This is a genomic window from Aggregatibacter sp. Marseille-P9115 (assembly GCF_920939465.1).
GTDB lineage: Bacteria > Pseudomonadota > Gammaproteobacteria > Enterobacterales > Pasteurellaceae > Aggregatibacter > Aggregatibacter segnis_B.
This window is the reverse complement of sequence record NZ_OV100759.1, coordinates 1,173,444-1,195,626: the sequence shown is the minus strand read 5'-3', so window position 1 is coordinate 1,195,626 and position 22,183 is coordinate 1,173,444. Positions and strand designations below refer to the sequence as shown.

21 protein-coding genes and 4 tRNA genes are annotated in these 22,183 nt (G+C 44.2%); 9 read left to right on the top strand and 16 right to left on the bottom strand.

All coding sequences use genetic code 11. The features are described from left to right. The first annotated feature begins 3 nt into the window (after nucleotides 1–3). The 4 genes from murB to rpoH all read left to right on the top strand — a co-directional run bounded on the left by murB (nucleotide 4) and on the right by rpoH (nucleotide 3,294). Nucleotides 4–1,029, top strand: a complete 1,026-nt coding sequence (murB, locus tag LQ983_RS05750) for a UDP-N-acetylmuramate dehydrogenase (protein ID WP_109128730.1) — start codon at nucleotides 4–6, stop codon at nucleotides 1,027–1,029. A 13-nt stretch (nucleotides 1,030–1,042) separates the two neighbouring features. Next, the gene (locus LQ983_RS05745; protein ID WP_109128729.1) at nucleotides 1,043–1,351 is read left to right on the top strand and encodes a DUF2322 family protein; all 309 of its coding nucleotides are present in this window, start codon (nucleotides 1,043–1,045) and stop codon (nucleotides 1,349–1,351) included. Next, the gene (gene tehA, locus LQ983_RS05740) at nucleotides 1,351–2,304 is read left to right on the top strand and encodes a dicarboxylate transporter/tellurite-resistance protein TehA (protein WP_109128728.1); all 954 of its coding nucleotides are present in this window, start codon (nucleotides 1,351–1,353) and stop codon (nucleotides 2,302–2,304) included. The genes LQ983_RS05745 and tehA overlap by 1 nt, the downstream gene beginning before the upstream one ends. A gap of 141 nt (nucleotides 2,305–2,445) precedes the next feature. Beyond that, entirely contained in the window at nucleotides 2,446–3,294 is an 849-nt protein-coding gene (gene rpoH / locus LQ983_RS05735) for an RNA polymerase sigma factor RpoH (protein WP_230622614.1), read from the top strand. A 71-nt stretch (nucleotides 3,295–3,365) separates the two neighbouring features. On the opposite strand, the gene LQ983_RS05730 is transcribed toward rpoH, so the two are convergent. Beyond that, nucleotides 3,366–4,826 (bottom strand): aminoacyl-histidine dipeptidase, encoded by a 1,461-nt coding sequence (locus LQ983_RS05730; RefSeq protein WP_230621935.1) that lies wholly within the window; start codon nucleotides 4,824–4,826, stop codon nucleotides 3,366–3,368. A gap of 113 nt (nucleotides 4,827–4,939) precedes the next feature. Here LQ983_RS05730 and gpt point away from each other — a divergent pair, with 113 nt between their 5' ends. Next, nucleotides 4,940–5,404, top strand: coding sequence for a xanthine phosphoribosyltransferase (gene gpt / locus LQ983_RS05725; RefSeq protein WP_032998038.1), 465 nt, complete (start codon nucleotides 4,940–4,942; stop codon nucleotides 5,402–5,404). Nucleotides 5,405–5,548: 144 nt separating this feature from the next. Here gpt and tuf read toward each other — a convergent pair whose 3' ends face one another. From tuf to LQ983_RS05700, 5 genes are all read right to left on the bottom strand, one after another. Continuing rightward, the gene (tuf, locus tag LQ983_RS05720; RefSeq protein WP_109092123.1) at nucleotides 5,549–6,733 is read right to left on the bottom strand and encodes an elongation factor Tu; all 1,185 of its coding nucleotides are present in this window, start codon (nucleotides 6,731–6,733) and stop codon (nucleotides 5,549–5,551) included. A gap of 93 nt (nucleotides 6,734–6,826) precedes the next feature. Beyond that, nucleotides 6,827–6,902 (bottom strand) — tRNA-Thr (locus tag LQ983_RS05715). Nucleotides 6,903–6,905: 3 nt separating this feature from the next. Continuing rightward, a tRNA-Gly gene (locus tag LQ983_RS05710) sits at nucleotides 6,906–6,980 on the bottom strand. Between the two features lie 37 nt (nucleotides 6,981–7,017). Further along, nucleotides 7,018–7,102, bottom strand: a tRNA-Tyr gene (locus tag LQ983_RS05705). A 29-nt stretch (nucleotides 7,103–7,131) separates the two neighbouring features. After that, nucleotides 7,132–7,207 (bottom strand) — tRNA-Thr (locus LQ983_RS05700). 241 nt (nucleotides 7,208–7,448) lie between these two features. On the opposite strand from LQ983_RS05700, the gene coaA reads away from it, so the two are divergent. After that, entirely contained in the window at nucleotides 7,449–8,378 is a 930-nt protein-coding gene (gene coaA / locus LQ983_RS05695) for a type I pantothenate kinase (RefSeq protein WP_230621934.1), read from the top strand. 53 nt (nucleotides 8,379–8,431) lie between these two features. Here coaA and gyrB read toward each other — a convergent pair whose 3' ends face one another. From gyrB to cyaY, 3 genes are all read right to left on the bottom strand, one after another. Then, nucleotides 8,432–10,852: a DNA topoisomerase (ATP-hydrolyzing) subunit B gene (gene gyrB, locus LQ983_RS05690; protein ID WP_230621933.1), complete on the bottom strand. Its 2,421-nt coding sequence runs from the start codon at nucleotides 10,850–10,852 to the stop codon at nucleotides 8,432–8,434. Between the two features lie 96 nt (nucleotides 10,853–10,948). Then, on the bottom strand, nucleotides 10,949–12,838 hold the full coding sequence (gene recQ / locus LQ983_RS05685) for a DNA helicase RecQ (protein WP_230621932.1): 1,890 nt from the start codon (nucleotides 12,836–12,838) through the stop codon (nucleotides 10,949–10,951). Next, nucleotides 12,838–13,146, bottom strand: a complete 309-nt coding sequence (gene cyaY / locus LQ983_RS05680) for an iron donor protein CyaY (RefSeq protein ID WP_230621931.1) — start codon at nucleotides 13,144–13,146, stop codon at nucleotides 12,838–12,840. The genes recQ and cyaY overlap by 1 nt, the downstream gene beginning before the upstream one ends. A 121-nt stretch (nucleotides 13,147–13,267) precedes the next feature. On the opposite strand from cyaY, the gene LQ983_RS05675 reads away from it, so the two are divergent. Together LQ983_RS05675 and lysA are read left to right on the top strand one after the other, a co-directional pair. Next, nucleotides 13,268–13,387, top strand: coding sequence for a lipoprotein (locus LQ983_RS05675; RefSeq protein ID WP_230621930.1), 120 nt, complete (start codon nucleotides 13,268–13,270; stop codon nucleotides 13,385–13,387). 18 nt (nucleotides 13,388–13,405) lie between these two features. Further along, the gene (lysA, locus tag LQ983_RS05670; RefSeq protein WP_230621929.1) at nucleotides 13,406–14,656 is read left to right on the top strand and encodes a diaminopimelate decarboxylase; all 1,251 of its coding nucleotides are present in this window, start codon (nucleotides 13,406–13,408) and stop codon (nucleotides 14,654–14,656) included. A 71-nt stretch (nucleotides 14,657–14,727) separates the two neighbouring features. Here lysA and LQ983_RS05665 read toward each other — a convergent pair whose 3' ends face one another. From LQ983_RS05665 to LQ983_RS05650, 4 genes are all read right to left on the bottom strand, one after another. Further along, nucleotides 14,728–15,117 (bottom strand): RidA family protein, encoded by a 390-nt coding sequence (locus LQ983_RS05665; protein ID WP_230621928.1) that lies wholly within the window; start codon nucleotides 15,115–15,117, stop codon nucleotides 14,728–14,730. A 75-nt stretch (nucleotides 15,118–15,192) separates the two neighbouring features. Next, complete coding sequence (gene recX, locus LQ983_RS05660; protein WP_230621927.1) at nucleotides 15,193–15,651, bottom strand: recombination regulator RecX; 459 nt, start codon at nucleotides 15,649–15,651, stop codon at nucleotides 15,193–15,195. 81 nt (nucleotides 15,652–15,732) lie between these two features. After that, complete coding sequence (recA, locus tag LQ983_RS05655; RefSeq protein WP_230621926.1) at nucleotides 15,733–16,785, bottom strand: recombinase RecA; 1,053 nt, start codon at nucleotides 16,783–16,785, stop codon at nucleotides 15,733–15,735. A 130-nt stretch (nucleotides 16,786–16,915) separates the two neighbouring features. After that, entirely contained in the window at nucleotides 16,916–18,841 is a 1,926-nt protein-coding gene (locus LQ983_RS05650) for an ABC transporter ATP-binding protein (protein WP_230621925.1), read from the bottom strand. 78 nt (nucleotides 18,842–18,919) lie between these two features. Between LQ983_RS05650 and LQ983_RS05645 the strand changes: the two genes are divergently transcribed. Continuing rightward, nucleotides 18,920–19,537, top strand: coding sequence for a MarC family protein (locus tag LQ983_RS05645; protein WP_048749193.1), 618 nt, complete (start codon nucleotides 18,920–18,922; stop codon nucleotides 19,535–19,537). 134 nt (nucleotides 19,538–19,671) lie between these two features. Here the strand turns inward: LQ983_RS05645 and trpS are convergent, their stop codons facing one another. The 3 genes from trpS to rpe all read right to left on the bottom strand — a co-directional run bounded on the left by trpS (nucleotide 19,672) and on the right by rpe (nucleotide 22,149). Further along, nucleotides 19,672–20,676: a tryptophan--tRNA ligase gene (trpS, locus tag LQ983_RS05640; RefSeq protein WP_006719860.1), complete on the bottom strand. Its 1,005-nt coding sequence runs from the start codon at nucleotides 20,674–20,676 to the stop codon at nucleotides 19,672–19,674. Nucleotides 20,677–20,797: 121 nt separating this feature from the next. After that, the gene (locus LQ983_RS05635; protein ID WP_230621924.1) at nucleotides 20,798–21,472 is read right to left on the bottom strand and encodes a phosphoglycolate phosphatase; all 675 of its coding nucleotides are present in this window, start codon (nucleotides 21,470–21,472) and stop codon (nucleotides 20,798–20,800) included. 2 nt (nucleotides 21,473–21,474) lie between these two features. Further along, nucleotides 21,475–22,149 (bottom strand): ribulose-phosphate 3-epimerase, encoded by a 675-nt coding sequence (rpe, locus tag LQ983_RS05630; RefSeq protein ID WP_230621923.1) that lies wholly within the window; start codon nucleotides 22,147–22,149, stop codon nucleotides 21,475–21,477. Nucleotides 22,150–22,183: the final 34 nt, after the last annotated feature.

Sequence of the window (22,183 nt, the reverse complement as noted above, 5' to 3'; positions counted from 1 at the left end):
ATTATGCAGAATTTACAATCGTTTCATACCTTTGCTATTCCGGCGCATGCCGAAAAAATCATTAAAATTGCCTCCATTCCTCAACTGAAACAGGTATGGGACGAGTGCCAACAAGAAAATCTGCCCGTGTTGTTTTTGGGGCAAGGTAGCAATGTGTTATTTATTGAGGATTTTGCCGGTGCTGTGCTCATTAACTGCCTGCTCGGCATTCAACACAAAGAAGACCAGCATTTCCATTATCTGCACGTTAATGGTGGCGAAGTATGGCATAATTTGGTGCAATGGAGCATCGAACAAGGCATTTACGGCTTGGAAAATCTCGCCTTAATCCCAGGTTGCGCTGGTTCCGCTCCCATCCAAAATATCGGTGCCTACGGCGTTGAATTTAAAGATGTGTGCGACTATGTAGAGGTATTAAACTTAGCCTCCGGCGAGCAATTCCGTTTAACCAATATCGAATGCGAGTTTGGTTATCGGGAAAGTGTATTCAAACATAAATATGTAAAAGGTTATGTGGTGACAGCCGTCGGATTAAAACTGGCAAAAGATTGGAAACCGGTATTGAAATATGGCAACTTGGCAAACCTAGATAAAAGTGCGGTCAGTTCTGCGGACATTTTTTCAGAAATTTGTGCCGTTCGCCAAAGTAAATTACCCGATCCGAAACAATTTGGTAATGTAGGCAGTTTCTTCAAAAACCCTGTTGTTTCCGCCCAACAATTTGAGCGTCTACAACAAGAATACGCGACGATTCCGCATTTCCCACAAGCAGACGGCAGCATAAAATTAGCCGCAGGTTGGCTTATTGACCAATGCAACTTAAAAGGCTACCAAATCGGCGGCGCAGCGGTACATCAACAGCAAGCTTTGGTTCTTATAAACAAAGGCAATGCCACCGCATCTGATGTCGTTGAATTGGCGCATCACATTTATCATTTGGTAGCACTTCGCTTCGACATTCAATTACAACCGGAAGTACGTTTTATCGGCAAGTACGGTGAAGTGGATAGCCAACAAACCATCAGTTAATTACAGGAACACCATGACATTTAACGAAATTTTAGCCACATTGCCCACAATTGACCATTTAAATGAAATCAAAATTTTAGAAAACGGTAAACAGGTTCACCAAATTCCGGCTGCACCTGGAAAATTAGGTTCATTACGAGTATATAACGCACTGGCAGAGGAATTTAACGGAAAATTAGACCGCACTTCTGCACAGAAAGGCTTGCAACTCTTCGCTGAGCATACGGAAGATGCTCGTCAATTTCCGGGTAAACACCCGAATATTGATTTATTACTGCGCGTGATTGAACAAGACTTGTATTATCACATTGAGGCTCACTAATGGAACAGCAAAAACCATTTCCTATTCCTGTCAATTATTTCAGTATTGTTTTAGGCTTATCCGCGTTAGGCTTGGCTTGGCGTTATGGCACGCATACTGTAGGACTGCCTTCGATTGTTAGCGAAACCTTGCTAGGTTTAGCGACTATCATTTGGTTGATATTTATTGTGGCTTATGTCGTGAAATGGTTACATTTCCCTCAACAAGCCAAAGAAGAATTACATCACTTAATTCTGGGCTGTTTTATCAGTTTAATTCCCATCACCACCATTTTAATTGGCTTGGCTGTCTTGCCATATGCCTTCCCATTATCCATAGGATTAATTGCATTAGGGATCATAGGGCAGTTAGGTTTCGCTGCTTTCCGCGTCGCTGGGTTATGGCGCGGCATTCACAAAGCAGAAGCCGCAACACCGATTATGTATTTACCAACCGTAGCAACTAATTTTGTCAGCGGCACAGCATTAGGCTATTTGGGGTATAGCGAGTTGGGAATGCTCTTTTTTGGTGCTGGCGTGTTTTCGTGGCTAAGCCTTGAACCGGCAATTTTGCAGCGCTTACGCAATTTAGAGCCCATTGCACCTGCCGTCCGGCCAGCGATGGGCATTCAACTTGCACCGGCATTTGTGGGTTGTTCCACCTACTTAACGTTAAATGGTGGTGAGGTAGATTTATTGGTGAAGCTATTCGTCGGTTATGGTGTATTGCAACTGTTGTTCTTAATCCGTTTATTGCCTTGGCTATTCCAAAATGGTTTCACGGTTTCATTTTGGGCATTCTCGTTTGGACTAGCATCCATGGCAAACGTGGGATTGCATATTTATCAAGGTACATCAGACCCTATCCTAAGCGTTATTGGCCTATCCCTATTTTGGTTTGCTTCGACGATGATTGGCCTATTGATTTTAGGGACAATTTACCTCATGATGCGCGGTCGTTTTTTAGTAAAATAAAAGAACTTTCAGGCAAAAAATTGGTCATATAAACGATGAAAAGACGAATTCCAATCGCTAAAACCGATTGAAATTCTCATGAATTGTGTTATAACTGGGCTCTCTCAATCAAGCCTGGTGACTTTAGTAAGAAGGAAGATGATGGATAAAGAAACTCAAACCATGATGTTAGTTCCCCAAGGAAGCTTAGAAGCCTATATTCGCACAGCGAATGAATACCCGATGTTAACGGCGGAAGAGGAAAAGGAACTCGCGGAACGTTTGTATTACAACGAAGATATTGAAGCAGCAAAAAAACTCGTGTTATCTCACTTGCGCTTTGTTATCCATGTTGCCCGTGGTTATTCCGGTTATGGCTTGCCGCAAGCGGATTTAATTCAAGAAGGCAATATCGGTTTAATGAAAGCGGTTAAGCGTTTTAACCCGGAAGTAGGTGTTCGCTTGGTCTCTTTCGCCGTGCATTGGATCAAAGCGGAAATTCACGAATATGTTTTACGTAACTGGCGTATTGTGAAAGTCGCGACGACCAAAGCGCAACGTAAGTTGTTCTTTAATCTACGCAAAACAAAACAACGCTTAGGTTGGTTTAATGAAAACGAAGTGGACATGGTGGCGAATGAGTTAGGCGTTTCTCCGCAAGATGTGGTAGAAATGGAATCTCGCATGACAGGGGCGGATGTGGCGTTTGATTTGCCAACAGACGATCATGATGCAGAAACCTATGCACCGGCGTTATACTTGGAAGACAAAGGCTCCAATTTTGCTGCCGAGTTAGAAAACGAAAACTATGAAGCGCAAGCCACAGATCAACTTGCAGTGGCATTAAATAATCTTGATGCACGTAGCCAAGACATTATAAAAGCCCGCTGGTTGGATGAAACCAAAGCGACTTTGCAAGACTTAGCTGCAAAATATAACATCTCCGCAGAACGTGTTCGTCAACTAGAAACTAACGCACTGAAAAAATTAAAAAGTGCGGTCAGTTTTTAACGCGTTTTAACTCTCATAAAAAAGAGAAAACCCGCTCCATCGAGAGCGGGTTTTCTCTTTTTCCAACGAAGTTATTTCGCCGGAATTTCTGCCAATAATTTCGTGATTAACGACCAATAAATTTGTACTGCCGGAATATGAACTTTCTCATCCGGTGAGTGTGCATTTTTGATTGTTGGCCCGATAGACACCATATCCATATTCGGATAAATTTTCTTCAATAAACCACATTCCAGACCGGCGTGAATCACTTTAATTGTCGGCTCATAGCCCAAGACGTCCGCATAGATTTTATGGGTTAAATCAACAATTGGTGAATGTGTCTGTGGCTCCCAACCCGGATAAGAACCGGAGAATTCGGCGCAAGCACCACTTAATGAAGCAAGCGATGTCAACATCTCGGCGACATATTCTTTGCCGCTATCAATAAGTGAACGTACTAAAATTGTGGCTTTAATTTGATTCTCTTCTGTTTTTAATACGCCAACACTGAGGGATGTTTCCACGGTGTTTTCTAATACGTCGCTATTACGAATCACACCATTCGGTAGCACGTTCAAGAAATGAATCACACGTTGTGAGCTAGCTGCAGTAAAGGTTCTCTCAGATTTCTCAACAGGCTGCAAATCAAACGTAAGATTCGGTTCAATTAGTGCCAGTTCAGCTTTTAATAAAACAGCAAAATTTTCCACCGCACTTTTTAGTTGAGCCACATCACCGTTGAAGTTCAACGTTGCAAACGCTTCGCGCGGAATAGCGTTACGAATAGAACCACCGCGAATGTCACCTAAAAGGAAATCAAAGTGCGGTTGATTTTGGGTGAGTTTTGCTAAGAAACGCGCAAGCACTTTAATCGCATTGGCACGTCCAGTATGGATATCGCAACCGGAATGTCCGCCACGCAAACCTTTCAGCATGATTTGATAACTGTGAGCGAAGGCATTGTCTTGATATTCCACCGGTAATGTCACATTCGCATTTTCGCCACCGGCGCAACCCACATAAATTTCTGCGTTTTCTTCTGTGTCAGTGTTAATCATGATGTCGCTTTGTAGCCAGTTTGGGCGCAATCCGATAGCCCCTTCCATGCCACGTTCTTCTGTCATGGTGAGTAACACTTCTAAATCAGGATGGGCGACATCATCACTGTCTAAAATGGCTAACGTCGATGCCATCCCAATACCGTTGTCTGCCCCCAAGGTCGTGTCTGTAGCACGAACCCATTCACCATCAATATAAGGACGGATAGGATCCGTGGCAAAATTATGTGAGCTACCTTCATTCGCTTGCGGCACCATATCCAAATGCGCCTGTAAAGCAACTTTTTGACGATTTTCCATGCCTTTTGTTGCCGGTTTACGGATTAATACATTGCCTACATCATCTCGTTCCGCGTAAAACCCTTTCCCTTTTGCCCAGTTGATGATGAATTCCGCAAGTTCATTTTCTTGGTAGGATGGATGTGGGATTGCACAAATTTGATCAAACCATTTCCATAATAAATTCGGACTTAATTGTTGTATTTCTGACATAGTTCCTCCTTAAAAAATTAGGGAAAATAATAGCATAAAATGCCATTTCGGGTTATCCTAACGCAATTTTTATTTCCAGGGCGATGCCCGTAAAATTTTTAAAAGGTGTGTTTATGAGTGAAAAATATGTTGTGACGTGGGATATGTTCCATATGCACGCACGCAAATTATCCGAACGTTTACTTCCAGCTTCCCAATGGAAGGGCATCGTCGCAGTCAGCCGTGGCGGCCTATTTCCTGGCGCAGTACTTGCCCGTGAGTTAGGTATTCGTCATGTAGAAACCATTTGTATCGCCAGCTATAACCACGATAAACAAGGTGAATTGCAGGTCTTACATGCAGCTCAATTAGAAAATGGCGGAGAAGGCTTTATTGTTATTGACGATTTAGTGGACACTGGAAACACTGCACGCGCTATTCGTGAGATGTACCCAAATGCTCATTTTGTTACTGTTTTCGCAAAACCAGCCGGTGCAGAATTAGTCGATGATTATGTGGTGGATATTCCACAAAACACATGGATCGAACAACCTTGGGATATGGGCATTTGTTTCGTTCCACCACTTGCTAGAAAATAAAAAATAATAGAAAAAATGACCGCACTTTATTTCATTAAAGTGCGGTCATTTTTTATTGTGTTTTCATCAGATTCATTTTATCAACATGATGAAAACAAAAAGGCGTATCATTCGATACGCCTTTTCAATTGGGTTTCTTATCAATTATTTGATAATTTTAGCTACCACACCGGCACCTACTGTACGGCCACCTTCACGGATAGCGAAACGTAAACCTTGGTCCATCGCGATTGGGTGGATTAAGGATACGGTCATTTTGATGTTATCGCCAGGCATAACCATTTCCACGCCTTCCGGTAACTCGATAGTACCCGTTACGTCAGTTGTACGGAAATAGAATTGTGGACGGTAACCTTTGAAGAATGGAGTATGACGACCACCTTCTTCTTTGGATAATACGTACACTTCAGATTCGAAATCAGTGTGCGGAGTGATTGAACCCGGTTTCGCTAATACTTGACCACGTTCGATTTCTTCACGTTTAGTACCACGTAATAATGCACCGATGTTTTCACCTGCACGACCTTCGTCAAGTAATTTACGGAACATTTCAACACCGGTTACGGTTGTTTTCGCCGTTGGTTTGATACCTACGATTTCAACTTCATCACCGGTACGGATGATACCACGCTCAACACGACCTGTTACCACAGTACCACGACCGGAGATAGAGAACACGTCTTCAATTGGAAGAAGGAACGGTTGGTCGATTGCACGCTCAGGTTCAGGAATGTAAGTATCTAATGCTTGAGCTAATTCAAGGATTTTTTCTTCCCATTCTGCTACGCCGTTTAACGCTTGTAATGCAGAACCACGAATGATTGGAGTATCATCACCTGGGAAGTCATATTGAGAAAGAAGTTCACGAACTTCCATTTCAACTAATTCTAATAACTCTTCGTCATCTACCATGTCGCATTTGTTTAAGAATACGATGATGTAAGGAACACCTACTTGGCGACCTAATAAGATGTGCTCACGAGTTTGTGGCATAGGACCATCAGTTGCTGCTACTACTAAGATAGCACCATCCATTTGTGCCGCACCGGTAATCATGTTTTTAACATAGTCGGCGTGTCCCGGACAGTCAACGTGTGCGTAGTGACGTGTTGGTGTGTCGTATTCAACGTGAGATGTGTTGATGGTGATACCACGCGCTTTTTCTTCCGGCGCGTTATCGATTTGGTCGAATGCACGAGCTGCACCACCGTAGTGTTTTGCTAATACGGTTGTGATAGCTGCGGTTAAAGTGGTTTTACCATGGTCAACGTGGCCGATTGTACCCACGTTAACGTGCGGTTTTGTACGTTCAAATTTTTCTTTAGACATTGAGAGTCCCTCTAAACAAACACGGTTATCGATGGTTCAATTTACCAGACTAACCAAAGTATTAAAATTTGTAATGGAGAGATTATTAAGAAGTGGTGCTGATAGGCAGATTCGAACTGCCGACCTCACCCTTACCAAGGGTGCGCTCTACCAACTGAGCTATATCAGCGCTTGGAGCGGGCAGCGGGAATCGAACCCGCGTCATTAGCTTGGAAGGCTAAGGTAATAGCCATTATACGATGCCCGCCGTTCTTAATTCATCTGTCCCATCGGTCGCTTAGAAATGGTGGAGGGAGAAGGATTCGAACCTTCGAAGGCTGAGCCGGCAGATTTACAGTCTGCTCCCTTTGGCCGCTCGGGAATCCCTCCACTCTAAGTTGGAACTTGAATACGAGAAATGGTGCCGACTATCGGAATCGAACTGATGACCTACTGATTACAAGTCAGTTGCTCTACCTACTGAGCTAAGTCGGCGTCGTAAACAAGTGAGGCGTATTATAGGGATTTTTTTATGCCTGACAAGTTTTTTTTTAGTAAATAAAGTTTTTTTTGGTTATTCGTTTAATTATCAAGCAAAAACCCTCTAACGTCGGTGAATTTAGCTGATTATGCAAAAATTTTACTGCTCAATCTCTTATTTATAAGGTATATTTTGCAACCTATCATTGGTTAAAAAAGAGTAATTCAGCACGTGGACTTTTCGGTTTCTCCTTCTATGTCGGAACAACTTACGCCGTTTTTATCATTTGATCGGCAACGTTGGGCGGAATTGCGTAAATCAGTACCGTTAACATTAACCGAACAGGATCTCAAACCTCTGCTTGGGATAAATGAAGAGCTTTCCCTTGACGAAGTTCGTACAATCTATTTGCCGTTAGTCCGTTTGATTAACTACTATATAGATGAAAACATTCGTCGCCAAAATGTGTTGCGTCGTTTTCTTGGCGGACAAAACACGAAAGTGCCCTACATTATTAGTATTGCAGGTAGCGTAGCGGTAGGGAAAAGCACCTCTGCCCGGATTCTGCAATCGCTCTTAAGCCATTGGCCACAACAACGTAAAGTTGATTTGATTACGACAGATGGCTTCCTACACCCGTTAGCCTATCTTCAGGAACACAATTTATTGCATAAAAAAGGCTTTCCGATTTCTTACAACACGCCAAAACTGATTCGTTTTTTAGCAGATATAAAATCCGGCAAGCCGAATGTTACTGCGCCAATTTATTCTCACCTAACCTATGACATTATCCCTGATCAATTTAATGTCATCGATCAACCTGACATTCTGATTTTAGAAGGGTTAAACGTCTTACAACCTAACAGAAATCAAGCCAATGAGCTGTTTGTGTCTGATTTTGTCGATTTCTCTATTTATGTTGATGCGGAAGAAGACTTATTAAAAGAATGGTATATTCACCGTTTTCTGAAATTCCGCCAAAGCGCTTTTTCTGATCCAAACTCATATTTCAAACATTACGCCAATCTCTCTGAACAAGAAGCGGTTACCACAGCGGGAAAAATTTGGGATGAAATTAACGGATTAAACCTGAAAGAAAATATTCTACCTACGCGAGAACGTGCCGATTTAATCCTGAAAAAGGGTGCAAATCATGAAGTCGAATTAGTGAGATTAAAAAAATAACAAAAAAAGCACCGCACTTTTTATTCAAAGTGCGGTGTTTTTTTAAGTGAATGTTAAATATCTAGATTTGCTCTTAATGCATTACTTTCAATGAATTCGCGACGAGGCTCTACTTCATCCCCCATTAAGGTGGTGAATAACTGATCTGCCGCCACAGCATCCTTGATAGACACTTTCAACATACGGCGAGTATTCGGATCCATTGTCGTTTCCCAAAGCTGTTCCGGGTTCATTTCACCTAACCCTTTATAGCGTTGAATCATCAAACCTCGGCGAGATTCTTTCATTAACCATTCAATCGCCTGTTCAAAAGAAGCGACTGCAACTTTGCGCTCACCACGCATAACATAAGCGTTTTCTTCTAATAAACCGACCAATTTTTCACCCAACGCAATTAAGCGGGCATATTCATTACCGGTCACAAATTGGAAGTTCAAGAAATAATCCGTATCAATGCCGTGGGTTCTCACCGTCAATACCACTTCATGCAAGTTTCGCTCAGCATTGAATTGCAAACGATAGTTATAATGTCTGCCGTCAGTTTCTTTTCCATTTAAAGAAGCAACCAAAGAATCAGCCCAAGAATTGACCGCACTTTCCTGTTGCATTAACGCTGTGGTCAACGCCGGTTGATAAATCAATTCTTTCAACACGCTTTCCGGATAATAACGGCTCAAGCGGGTCGTCATTTTTTGTACTGCAAGATATTCGGAGGCGAGATTTTGTAACGCCATACCTTGCATACCCGGTGCATTGTCATTCACATAAAGCGCCGCATTTTCCAACGCAATCGCCAATTCAAATTCCGCCATGGCTTCATCGTCTTTAATGTATTGCTCTTGTTTGCCTTTTTTCACTTTATACAACGGTGGTTGTGCAATATATACATAACCGCGCTCAATCAGCTCCGGCATTTGACGATAGAAGAAGGTCAATAACAACGTACGAATGTGCGAGCCGTCCACATCCGCATCGGTCATGATAATAATGCTGTGATAACGCAATTTATCCGGGTTATATTCGTCACGACCGATACCGCAACCTAACGCCGTAATTAATGTACCCACTTCTGCAGAAGATAACATTTTGTCAAAGCGGGCTTTTTCCACGTTCAAGATTTTTCCTTTTAACGGCAGAATCGCTTGGTTTTTACGATTACGCCCTTGTTTTGCCGAACCGCCCGCAGAGTCACCCTCCACGATATAAAGTTCGGATAACGCCGGATCTCGCTCCTGACAATCCGCCAATTTACCCGGTAAGCCGCCTAAGTCTAATGCGCCTTTACGACGGGTCATCTCACGGGCTTTACGTGCGGCTTCACGCGCGCGCGCCGCATCAATGATTTTGGTCACGATGATTTTTACATCATTTGGATTTTCCAACAAATAGGTTTGCAAATACTCGTTCATCAAAGATTCCACCGCACTTTTTACTTCGGAGGAAACCAATTTGTCTTTGGTTTGAGAAGAGAATTTTGGATCCGGTACTTTCACGGAAATCACAGCAACCAGGCCTTCACGCGCATCATCACCGGAAGTCGCCACTTTGGATTTCTTGGTGTAGCCTTCGTTTTCCATGTAGTTATTCAACGTACGGGTCATCGCCCCGCGGAAACCAGCCAAGTGCGTACCGCCATCGCGCTGTGGAATGTTGTTGGTAAAGCAGTAAATGTTTTCTGCATAGCCATCGTTCCATTGCAACGCAATTTCCACGCCAATGCCGTCTTTTTCCGCAGAGAAATAGAATGGTTTCGGGTGGATTGGCGTTTTACCACGATTGATATATTCCACGAACGCTTGAATACCACCTTCGTAGTGGAAATGGTCTTGTTTGTCGGTACGTTCGTCAATTAAACGAATAGAAACGCCGGAGTTTAAGAAAGATAACTCTCTTAGGCGTTTAGCTAAAATATCGTATTCAAATTCAATATTTGTGAAGATGGTCGAACTCGGCCAGAAACGCACGGTGGTTCCGGTTTGGGTGGTTTCGCCGATGACCGCTAACGGAGCAACGGGATCGCCAAGGCGATAAAATTGTTCATGCACTTTGCCTTGACGGCGAATAGTCAGTTGTAATTTATCAGACAATGCATTAACCACAGACACGCCCACTCCGTGCAAACCACCGGAGACTTTATAGGAGTTATCGTCAAACTTACCGCCCGCATGCAAAACCGTCATGATCACTTCTGCGGCAGACACACCTTCTTCTGGGTGAATATCTACCGGAATACCGCGCCCGTCATCTTGCACGGAAACAGAATTATCGGAATGAATAGTCACCACGATGTCATCACAATACCCGGCCAAGGCTTCATCAATGGCGTTATCCACCACCTCAAAAACCATATGGTGTAAACCCGTTCCATCGTCTGTGTCACCGATATACATACCGGGACGTTTACGCACCGCATCAAGCCCTTTCAGCACTTTAATACTGTTTGCACCATAAGTTTCTGGAGTAGTTGTTGACATAATTCTTCTCTGTGTAATTCGTAAAAAATTGGGCGGGATTATAGCAAAATTTTGTGCAATTAGCTAAACATAACTGCACTTAAACGGTACTTAGACTTATTCGGTTGCGCGGGCATTTTTATGTTCGCGGATTAAAGCCAGAAACGCTTGTCCGAAACGCTCCAATTTAATCGTACCGACACCGTTAATTTGTAACATCTCAATATTGCTGACCGGTTGGTATTGCGCCATTTCTTGCAAAGTCGCATCGTTAAACACGATATATGGCGGAATATTTTCCTTATCGGCAATTTGCTTACGCAGGAAGCGCAAACGTGCAAATAAATCTTTGTCGTAAGAACCGACCGCACTTTTGTGCATCATCGCAGTAGTGACGATAGATGACAGACGTGGCGTTGCCAACTCCAACGGGATTTCGCCACGCAAAATCGGCTTGGCGTTTTCTGTGAGCTGTAACGTATTGCCATATTCACTGATCATTTGGCGCACTAAGCCCAAATGAATGAGCTGACGCAACACGGACTGCCAGTATTCCGTGCTGTGTTCTTTGCCAATGCCATACACACTCAGTTGGTCGTGCTGCTGGTCACGAATTTTCTGGTTATTCATGCCACGCAAGACGGCAATGACATAATGAGCACCATAACATTGACCGGTACGATAAATCGCCGACATGATTTTTTGCGCGTCCAACAACCCATCGTATTTTTTCGGTGGATCGAGACAAATATCGCAATTTTGACAGGCTGTTTGACGATGTTCGCCGAAATAATTTAATAAAACTAAACGGCGACAGGTTTGGCTCTCGGCAAATTCGCCAATGGCTTGCAATTTATGCTGTTCGATTTGACGTTGTGGCGTTTCCGGCTTTTCCATGAGCATTTTGTTCAACCACACATAATCCGCCGGATCGTAAAATAGCACCGCTTCTGCCGGCAAATCGTCACGCCCTGCTCGGCCGGTTTCTTGATAGTAGGATTCAATGCTACGCGGCAAATCAAAATGCGCCACAAAGCGCACGTTGGATTTGTTGATCCCCATGCCGAAGGCGATCGTCGCCACCACCACTTGAATGTTGTCCCGCTGAAAATCCCGTTGCACTTTTTCCCGTAAGCTATTTTCCATCCCCGCATGATACGCCGCTGCCCGCACACCTTTGTTGCACAGGGTTTCCGCAATGCGTTCCACTTTGTTGCGGCTGTTGCAATACACAATGCCACTTTTGCCTTTCTGTGCCACCACAAAACGGCAAAGCTGCTCCATCGGCTTAAATTTTTCCACCAAGGTATAACGAATATTCGGGCGATCGAAACTCCCCACATGAAAGTACGGTCGATTTAGGCGGAGATTTTGCAGAATATCTTGTTGTGTTGTGGGGTCTGCCGTTGCAGTGAGCGCCATAATGGGCACATTCGGGAAACTGCCTTTTAAGCCGCCAAGTTGGGTATATTCAGGGCGAAAATCATGCCCCCATTGGGAAATACAGTGCGCCTCATCAATGGCGATAAAGCTCACCTGACATAAAGAAATAAATTGGAAAAAGCTGTTGGTCATGACTTTTTCCGGGGACAAATACAATAATTTTAACTGCCCGGAAATCGCCCTATTTTGCACCTGTTGCTGTTCTTCAAAGGTTTGCGAGGAGTTTAAATAATCCGCTTCTACGCCACTGGCGCGTAGCTGATCCACTTGGTCTTTCATCAGCGAAATCAACGGCGACACCACCAAAGTCATACCGTCAAAACATAACGCAGGAATTTGATAGCACAAGGATTTTCCCGTGCCCGTCGCCATGATGACCAAACAGTCCTGACCGTTCAGCGCCGCCTGGATAATTTCCTCTTGCCCTTTGCGGAAAGCTTGATAGCCGAACACCGAATGCAACACATTCTTTGCCGTCGCATAAAGTGCGGTGGATTTTGCCGACGATTTATCGAGAAAATCCACCGCACTTTTGGTAGATTTGGATGGGGGAAGGTGATTCATTAACCGAGCTGCACCTGCTCACCATGTTTAGCAAGCGCTTCGGTTAGGGCTTGCCAAAAATCCAAGCCGTCGTTGCTGACCCAACGTTCATTTTTATAGGAAAAATGGAAACCGCCATTGTGGCTCGCCAACCATAATTCCAACAACGGTTCTTGTTTGTTGATCACAATTTGACTGCGATCGCCAAGCGTAATCGTGAACACGGAACCTTGGCGTTCACAATCGGCATCACAATCGTGCGCTTCCAGTTGCTCTTCAATTTCATCCCAAATTTGCTCGATTTTCTGATGAAACTCGACGATATTCATAAAATCACTCCAATAAATGACAGTAGGGCGGAAATTATAAAGATTTTCTGTGCGTTGTGATAGCACAAAGCCGGATTTAGTGGTAAAAAGAACAGTCTAATTTGAGCACAAGGAGCAACCAATGAAAAAACTGATTTCCGTATTTTTACTCATCACATTGTGTGCGCTAAGTACCGGCTGCGGCGTCAAAGGCCCATTATATTTTCCTGAACAAGACAGCGCTCAGAAAACAAGCAAATAACTTTTTATAGGCAACCTTATGGACTTTTTCCAATATAAAAACAATCAACTCATGGCGGAAAATCTGCCGGTCAAACAATTGGCCGAACAATTTGGTACGCCGTTGTATGTTTATTCCCGAGCCACCCTTGAACGCCATTGGCACGCATTTAATAACGCTTTCGATGAGCATCCGCACTTGGTGTGTTTTGCGGTGAAATCCAACCCGAATATTGCGATTTTAAACGTAATGGCAAAATTAGGATCAGGCTTTGACATTGTGTCCCAAGGGGAATTGGAACGAGTCCTTGCCGCCGGCGGTGACGCGGCCAAAGTGGTCTTTTCCGGCGTCGCAAAATCTCACCAAGAAATCGCTCGTGCCTTAGAAGTCAATATTCGTTGTTTCAACGTGGAGTCGGAAGCAGAATTGTTGCGCATTAACCAAATCGCCGGTGATATGGGCAAAATCGCCCCGATTTCATTGCGCGTAAATCCGGATGTGGATGCTCATACCCACCCTTATATCTCCACCGGTTTGAAAGAAAATAAATTCGGCATAAGTGTTGAACAGGCTCGAGAAGTCTATAAATTAGCCGCCACCTTACCAAATATTAAAATTGTCGGCATGGATTGTCACATCGGCTCACAACTCACTGAATTACAACCCTTTTTAGATGCCGTAGATCGCTTAATTGTGCTCATGGAACAATTAAAACAAGATGGCATTCATTTAAAACACTTAGACTTAGGCGGCGGCTTAGGCGTGACTTACACTGATGAAGCACCGCCACATCCGACAGAATATGCCAAAGCATTGTGGGAAAAATTGAGTGCGTTCAGTGAGCTAGAAATCATCGTCGAACCGGGTCGCGCCATTACCGCCAATGCGGGTATTTTAGTCACCAAAGTAGAGTATTTAAAATCCAATGAAAGCCGTAATTTTGCCATTGTGGATGCCGGCATGAACGACATGATTCGCCCGGCGCTTTATCAAGCCTACATGAACATTCTGGAAATCGACCGCACTTTAGCGCGTGAAGAAAAAATCTATGATGTGGTCGGCCCAATTTGCGAAACTTCCGATTTCCTCGGCAAACAACGCAAACTTGCCATTGCGGAAGGAGATTATTTAGCCCAACGATCTGCCGGTGCCTACGGTGCAAGTATGTCTTCCAACTATAACTCTCGCCCAAGAACAGCGGAAGTGATGGTGGATGGCGATAAAGCGTATCTTATCCGCCGTCGCGAGGCTTTAAACGAATTGTGGCAATTAGAAAGCTTATTGCCGTAACGCAACGTAAAACATAAAAAATCCCGCAAACTCACTTGCGGGATTTTTTATAAACACATCCGTGAACAAAACTACGCCCTTACGGCAATAGCCTCAATTTCTAAGCCAACATCTTTCGGCAGGCGGGCTACTTCCACGCAAGAACGCGCAGGAAAACTCGAGTGATGATTTTCTTTGAAGAAACGCTCATATTCGCCATTGACTGCCGCAAAATCGTTTAAATCTTTCACGAATACCGTCGTTTTCACAATATCTGCAACAGTGAGTCCGGCTTGTTCAATGATCGCTTTCACATTTTCCAAAGACTGACGAGCTTGTGCCACAATGTCTTTCGGCACTTCACCGGTTGCCGGATTGACCGGAATTTGTCCAGAAGTCAGCACTAAATTGCCTAAATCAACGGCTTGTACATAAGGCCCGATAGCAGCCGGCGCCTTCTCTGTATGAACTACTTTCGTCATTTTTTCTCCTAACTGATGATTTTGTGGAACGCTATTCTACGTTGAAATCGATAACATGTCAGTTACCATACAACACTAATCAAACTCGCTCGGGTCAGACCCAACATAATCCGCAAAATCCTCTTGAGTAAAACCATGTGACAGCATGTATTGCCAAATTTTTTGGCGCATTTTCGGCGGTTGCTTTTCCTTATAATCAGGAAACTTTTTGCGTAACACATTTAACGCCAATGCCGACCAATCAATATCGCATTCACGGACAACCGCTTCAATGGTGGCGCTTTCAATCCCTTTTAATTGACGCAATTCTTGTTTGATTCGATTAGTGCCATAACCTCGTTGAGAACGGCTATTCAAATAACTTTCAGTAAAACGTTGATCACTTTGCCAGTTTTTTTGCTGGCAATTCGCGATAGCCTGATCAATGTCTTCCTCAGAAAAAGCTTTTTCCTGCATTTTACAACGCAGTTCAAATTCGCTGTATTCACGGCGAGAAAGTAAATTCATCACATAATTAAGAGCAAGGGAGGACATATTGTGTCACTTGTGATTATGGTTAAAAACAGATAGAAAAAGTGCGGTCAAAAATGACCGCACTTTTTTACATCACTCATTTTATTCGAAATCAGCGTCACCGGCTTCGTCTTCAACGTCGGCGGTAATGGCCGTTTCTGGATGCGCTAACAACTCATCACGTAAGGTGCTTTCAATTAATTTCGCTTGTTCTGGATTCTCTTTTAACCATTTCATTGCATTGGTTTTGCCCTGACCGATTTTCTCGTTTTCATAAGCATACCATGCGCCGGCCTTACTGATGAGCTTGTGTTTTACACCAAGATCAATCAATTCGCTTTCTTTAGAAATCCCTTCGCCGTACAGAATTTGGAAATCCACTTGACGGAATGGCGGTGCGACTTTGTTTTTCACCACTTTCACGCGCGTTTCATTACCAATGACCTCATCGCCTTCTTTAATTGAACCGACACGGCGAATATCCAAACGCACAGAGGCATAGAATTTCAGTGCATTACCACCGGTAGTGGTTTCCGGGTTACCAAACATCACGCCGATCTTCATACGGATTTGGTTGATGAAAATCACTAAACAGTTGGCATTTTTAATTTGTCCGGTCAATTTACGCAATGCTTGAGACATAAGACGCGCTTGCAAGCCCACATGAGAATCACCCATATCGCCTTCAATTTCTGCTTTCGGCGTTAAAGCTGCAACGGAGTCAACAATAATCACATCCACCGCGCCGGAACGCACTAAGGCATCACAGATTTCTAACGCTTGCTCACCGTTATCCGGTTGAGAAACCAACAACTCTTTCACATCCACGCCCAGTTTAGAGGCATAAATTGGGTCTAAGGCATGTTCCGCATCGATAAAGGCACAGGTTTTACCCGCTTTTTGCGCTTCAGCGATCACAGAAAGCGTCAAAGTGGTTTTACCAGAAGATTCCGGGCCAAAAATTTCAACGATACGTCCCATTGGCAAACCGCCGATCCCTAACGCTAAGTCAAGACCGAAGGAACCGGTGGAAATCGCTTCAATATCCAATTTTTGGCTGTCGCCTAATTTCATGATGGCGCCTTTACCAAATTGTTTTTCGATTTGACCTAACGCGGCTTCGAGCGCTTTTTGTTTTTCTTCTTGAGTTGCCATTTTTTACCTCGGGAAAATCATTATCAACATTCTCACTTATAATAACTGTATCAATATACAGTATCAAGTGAAATTTTGATCTTTTTAAAAATAATGTGACACCGCTTCCAAAACACAATTATTTTTCGTTTTATTCTGCTTGAGACATGATGTCTTCTATGCTTTCTTGCAGTGCCAACCAGTCAACTTCTACCTCTTCCAGCTGCTTTTTCACCTGCACCTGCTCGGCTAAAAGTGCGGTCAGTTTTGCTTTCATTTCTACGTCGTACAAACTCGGATCCGCCAAATCCGTTTCAATCTGCTGTAATTTAGCCCCCAGTTTTTCCATTTGAGTTTCCAGCTGCGTTGCTTGTTTACGTAATGGCGCAAGTTGTTGGCGAAGTTCCGCTTCTTTACGTTTTTGCTCTTTACGGTTGGCAGCAGAATTTTCATTTTCACTCAACTCATTTTGTGCTTTTATCTCTGGTGGTTGTGCATTCTGCTCGTTCAGCCACTTCTGATAATCCGCCAAATCCCCTTTAAATTCTTCCACTTGCTTATCATGCACCAAATAGAATTCATCCACGGTATTGCGCAACAAATGGCGATCGTGCGATACCAATACCAAAGAACCTTGATAATCCACCAACGCTTCGGTCAGCGCCTGACGCATATCCAAATCCAAATGGTTGGTCGGTTCATCTAGCAACAGTAAGTTCGGGCGTTGCCACACAATAAGTGCCAACACCAAACGCGCTTTTTCGCCACCGGAAAAAGACGCCACCGGCTGATTCACTTTGTCGCCATGAAAAGCAAAGCCACCTAAATAATCGCGCAGTTGTTGCTCCGTTTGTTGAGGCGCTATTTTTTGCAAATGCCACAAGGCGCTTTCATCCGCGCGTAACGTGTCTAATTGGTGCTGGGCGAAATAGCCTAACTGCACGCCTTTCGCCAATTGAATCGTGCCGCCGGTCGGGGGGATTTCGCCTGCCAATAATTTAATTAAGGTAGATTTTCCTGCACCATTTTTACCGAGCAACCCGATACGTGAACCGGGCACCAGATTCAGTTTAATTTTACTTAAAATTTCCACCGCACTTTCACCCGAACCATAACCGGCAGAAGCGTTTTCCATCATTAATAGAGGACTTGGCAGGGAGAGCGGTTCACGAAATTCAAAATGAAACGGATTATCCACATACGCCGGCGCAATTTTTTCCATGCGTTCCAATGCCTTAATACGGCTTTGTGCCTGTTTAGCCTTGGTGGCTTTGGCTTTGAAACGGTCGATATAACGCTGCAAGTGATCGATTTTCAGTTGTTGCTGGCGATACATGGCATTTTGTTGTGCCAATTTAGTCGCCCGTTGCAATTCAAAGGAAGAATAATCGCCCGTGTATTCATTGAGTTTTTGTTGTTCAATATGCAGAATTTTGCCGACAATCGGATCTAAAAAGTCACGATCGTGAGAGATTAGAATCAATGTCCCCGGATATTGTTTTAACCAACGCTCCAACCAAATCACCGCGTCTAAATCCAAGTGGTTGGTGGGTTCGTCAAGCAATAATAAATCAGAGCGACAAATCAAAGCTTGGGCCAAATTCAACCGCATCCGCCAACCACCGGAAAAGGCCTTCACCGGCTGCGCCAATTCCGCCTGAGAAAACCCCAAACCGTGCAACAACTCGCCGGCGCGTGCTTCAATCGTCCAAGCATCAATGGCATCAAGTTGGTTATGCAAAGTGGCAATCGCATTACCGTCGTTGTCCGCGTTCGCTTGCTGTAACGCCTGTTGCAGGCGAGTATATTCACGGTCGCCCTGAATCACATAATCAATGGCGCGACAATCCAGTGCAGGCGTTTCTTGATTCACCCACGCCAACGCCCACGTTGACGGAAAAGACACCTCGCCGCCTTCGGCGCTCATTTCATTTTTAAGCAACGCAAATAAGGAAGATTTGCCACAACCATTTTTGCCGACCAGGCCGACTTTTTGTCCCGGATTAATGGTGGCGTTGGCGTTTTCGAGGAGCGTAGTCAAGCCCCGTTTTAGGGTTAAATTTGTGAAAAAAAGCATTGGTTTATAATGAATTTAATATAAGATATTGATTTGTAAAAAGACGCGTTATTTTCCACTTTTTTCTCGGAGTTGCCAATGTTTGATTCTCTCGTCGTTCAATTCGTGGTGCTGTGGGCGGTCATCGATCCAATCGGTTCTATTCCCGTTTATTTAACCAAAACAGTGGGCCTTTCAGTGGAAGATCGCCGCAAAATCGCTTTAAAAGCGGTCATGATTTCCGCCGGTATTTTGATTTTCTTCCTCATCGCCGGACAAGCCTTGTTAGAAGCTATGCAAATTCCCCTCACTGCCTTCCAAATTGCAGGTGGTTTGGTGTTATTGCTGTTCGCCTTGACCATGATTTTCGGCGAAGGCAAACCGGAACAAGAAATTAAACTCTCATCCAATCTCAACGAACTGGCCGTCTATCCGTTAGCCGTGCCGTCTATTGCCTCGCCCGGCGCGATGATGGCGATTGTGTTGCTCACCGACAACCATCGTTTCAGCCTGTTCGATCAAACTATGACAACCTTAATCATGCTTTCTGTGTTGTTGATTACCTATCTTTTATTCCTCGCCGCCAACCGCATTCAACGCTGGATTGGTAACACCGGTGCAGCGGTGATTAGTCGGGTGATGGGGTTAATTTTAGCCGCGGTTGCTATTAACAATATGTTGGTGGGCATTCGTGATTTCTTTACGCAGATGAGTTAATGAATCGATTTGTTTTCTATAAAGTGCGGTCAAAATTTACAATGGATTTTCACCGCACTTTTTGTTTGCCTTTAGCTTTTCCCTTGAAATAAAAAAGCGGCTTTAACGCCGCTTCTGTTTTTATGTGAAATAGCTTACTTCGCACCAATAAACCCAATGGCGTCATACACTTTCGCTAACGTTTCTTGTGCACGTGCTTTGGCTTTTTCCGCACCGTCTTTAGCAATTTGGAGGAGTAATTCCTCGTTATTGCGGAAATGATGGTAGCGTTCTTGCAACGTAGTCAACATGGCAGAAACTTCGTCAGCAACAGCACCTTTCAAGTGACCATACATTTTGCCTTCAAATTCCAGCTCAAGTTCTGCAATGGTTTTGCCGCTCACGCCGGAGAGAATATCGAGCAGATTGGACACGCCCGCTTTATTTTTCACGTCATAACGAATCACCGGCGGCTCATCGGAGTCGGTTACCGCGCGTTTGATTTTCTTCGCAACCGCTTTCGGGTCTTCTAATAAGCCGATAACGTTGTTGCGGTTTTCGTCCGATTTAGACATTTTCTTTTCAGGCTCCAACAAGGACATCACGCGTGCGCCTGCTTTCGGGATAAACACTTCCGGCACGGCAAAGTGCGGTCCGTATAACGCATTAAAACGTTGCGCGATGTCGCGGGTGATTTCCAAATGTTGTTTTTGATCTTCGCCTACCGGCACTTGGTTGGCTTGGTAAAGCAAAATGTCTGCCGCCATTAAGACCGGATAAGTGAACAAGCCGACGTTGATATTTTCCGCATAACGGGCGGATTTATCTTTAAATTGGGTCATGCGACTCATTTCGCCGAAATACGTGTAACAATTTAATACCCAAGCCAACTGTGCGTGTTCCGGCACATGAGATTGAATGAAAATCGTGGATTTTGCCGGGTCGATGCCACAGGCTAAATATAACGCCAATACGTCCAAAGTGGCTTTGCGTAATGCTGCCGGGTCTTGACGCACGGTGATGGCATGTTGATCCACAATACAGAACAAGCATTCGTAGTCATCCTGCATTTTCACCCACTGACGCAACGCACCGAGGTAGTTACCGATAGTCAATTCACCTGATGGCTGTACGCCGCTGAACACAATAGGTTTGCTCATTTTTACATCCTTAATTTTTAAATCTTATTATTGATAGCGCAAGCGTCCACGCTTGTGCTGTAGCCAAAATTAAATAAAGGCACAAACGTGGACGTTTGCGCCATCCATTCAAAAGAATCAATCAAACAAGCGTCAATAAGTCCGCGAAATCCTCAAACACCCAATCCGGATGGGATTCGGAAATTGGAATATTGTAGTTGTAACCGTAAGTCAACCCCACTACCGGACAGCCAGCATTATGGGCGGCAATAATATCGTTGCGGGAATCGCCGACAAACAGCACTTGTTTTGGGTATAAACCGAATTTGCCGCATAAATAGAATAGCGGGCCCGGGTGCGGTTTGATGGCCGGTAACGATTGTCCGCCCAACACTTCATCGAATAAGTCTTCAATGCCGAAAGCCTTCAACACGGGGCGGGTATGTTGGGTCGGTTTGTTGGTAACCACAGCCAAACGATAGCCTTTGGCTTTAAGTTTCTGCAAAGTCTCTTTCACGTGAGGAAATAAACGGCTGCGATTGCAGATGTTTTCACCGTAAAAGACATTAAAACGTTCCTTTAATGTGGCAATTTGAGCGTCTGTCAAGGTTTTGCCTGATTGTGCTGTTGCCCATTCTAACGCGCGGGCAATTAAAATCTGCGCGCCGTTGCCAATCCAAGTGAGCACCAACGCTTCAGGCGCTTGTGGCAAATCGAATTCTGCTAACGCTGAATTCACGGATAGCGCCAAATCAGGCAGGCTATCCACCAAGGTGCCATCTAAATCGAAACCGATTAATTTAAACTGTCCTGTCATGCTTATTTTCCTACTGCAGCTAACTGTTGACGCATTTCATCAATGACTTTTTTGTAATCCGGTTGATCGAAAATCGCCGAACCGGCAACGAACATATCCGCACCGGCGCGGGCAATTTCCGCAATATTGCTCGCTTTCACGCCGCCATCCACTTCCAAACGAATATCTAATCCGCTCTCATCAATGCGTTTTCTTGCCTGTTTCAGTTTTTCTAAGGTTGCTGGAATGAAAGATTGTCCACCAAAGCCCGGATTCACCGACATCAATAAAATAATATCCACTTTGTCCATCACATAATCTAAATAGCTTAACGGCGTTGCCGGGTTGAACACCAAACCGGATTTACAGCCGTTATCACGGATAAGTTGCAAAGTGCGGTCGATATGTTCAGAGGCTTCCGGATGGAAGGTAATGTAACTGGCACCGGCTTTAGCGAAATCGGGGATAATGCGATCTACGGGCTTCACCATCAAATGCACATCAATCGGCGCAGTAATACCATAATCGCGTAAGGCTTTGCACACGGCTGGACCAAAAGTTAAGTTCGGGACATAATGGTTATCCATCACATCAAAATGAACGACATCACCACCGCACTTTAAGACATTTTCCACATCTTCACCCAAACGCGCTAAGTCAGCAGAAAGAATGGAAGGAGCAATTAAATAGGGTTTCATAGGCACCTCACAGGCTATTAAAAATTGCCTTATC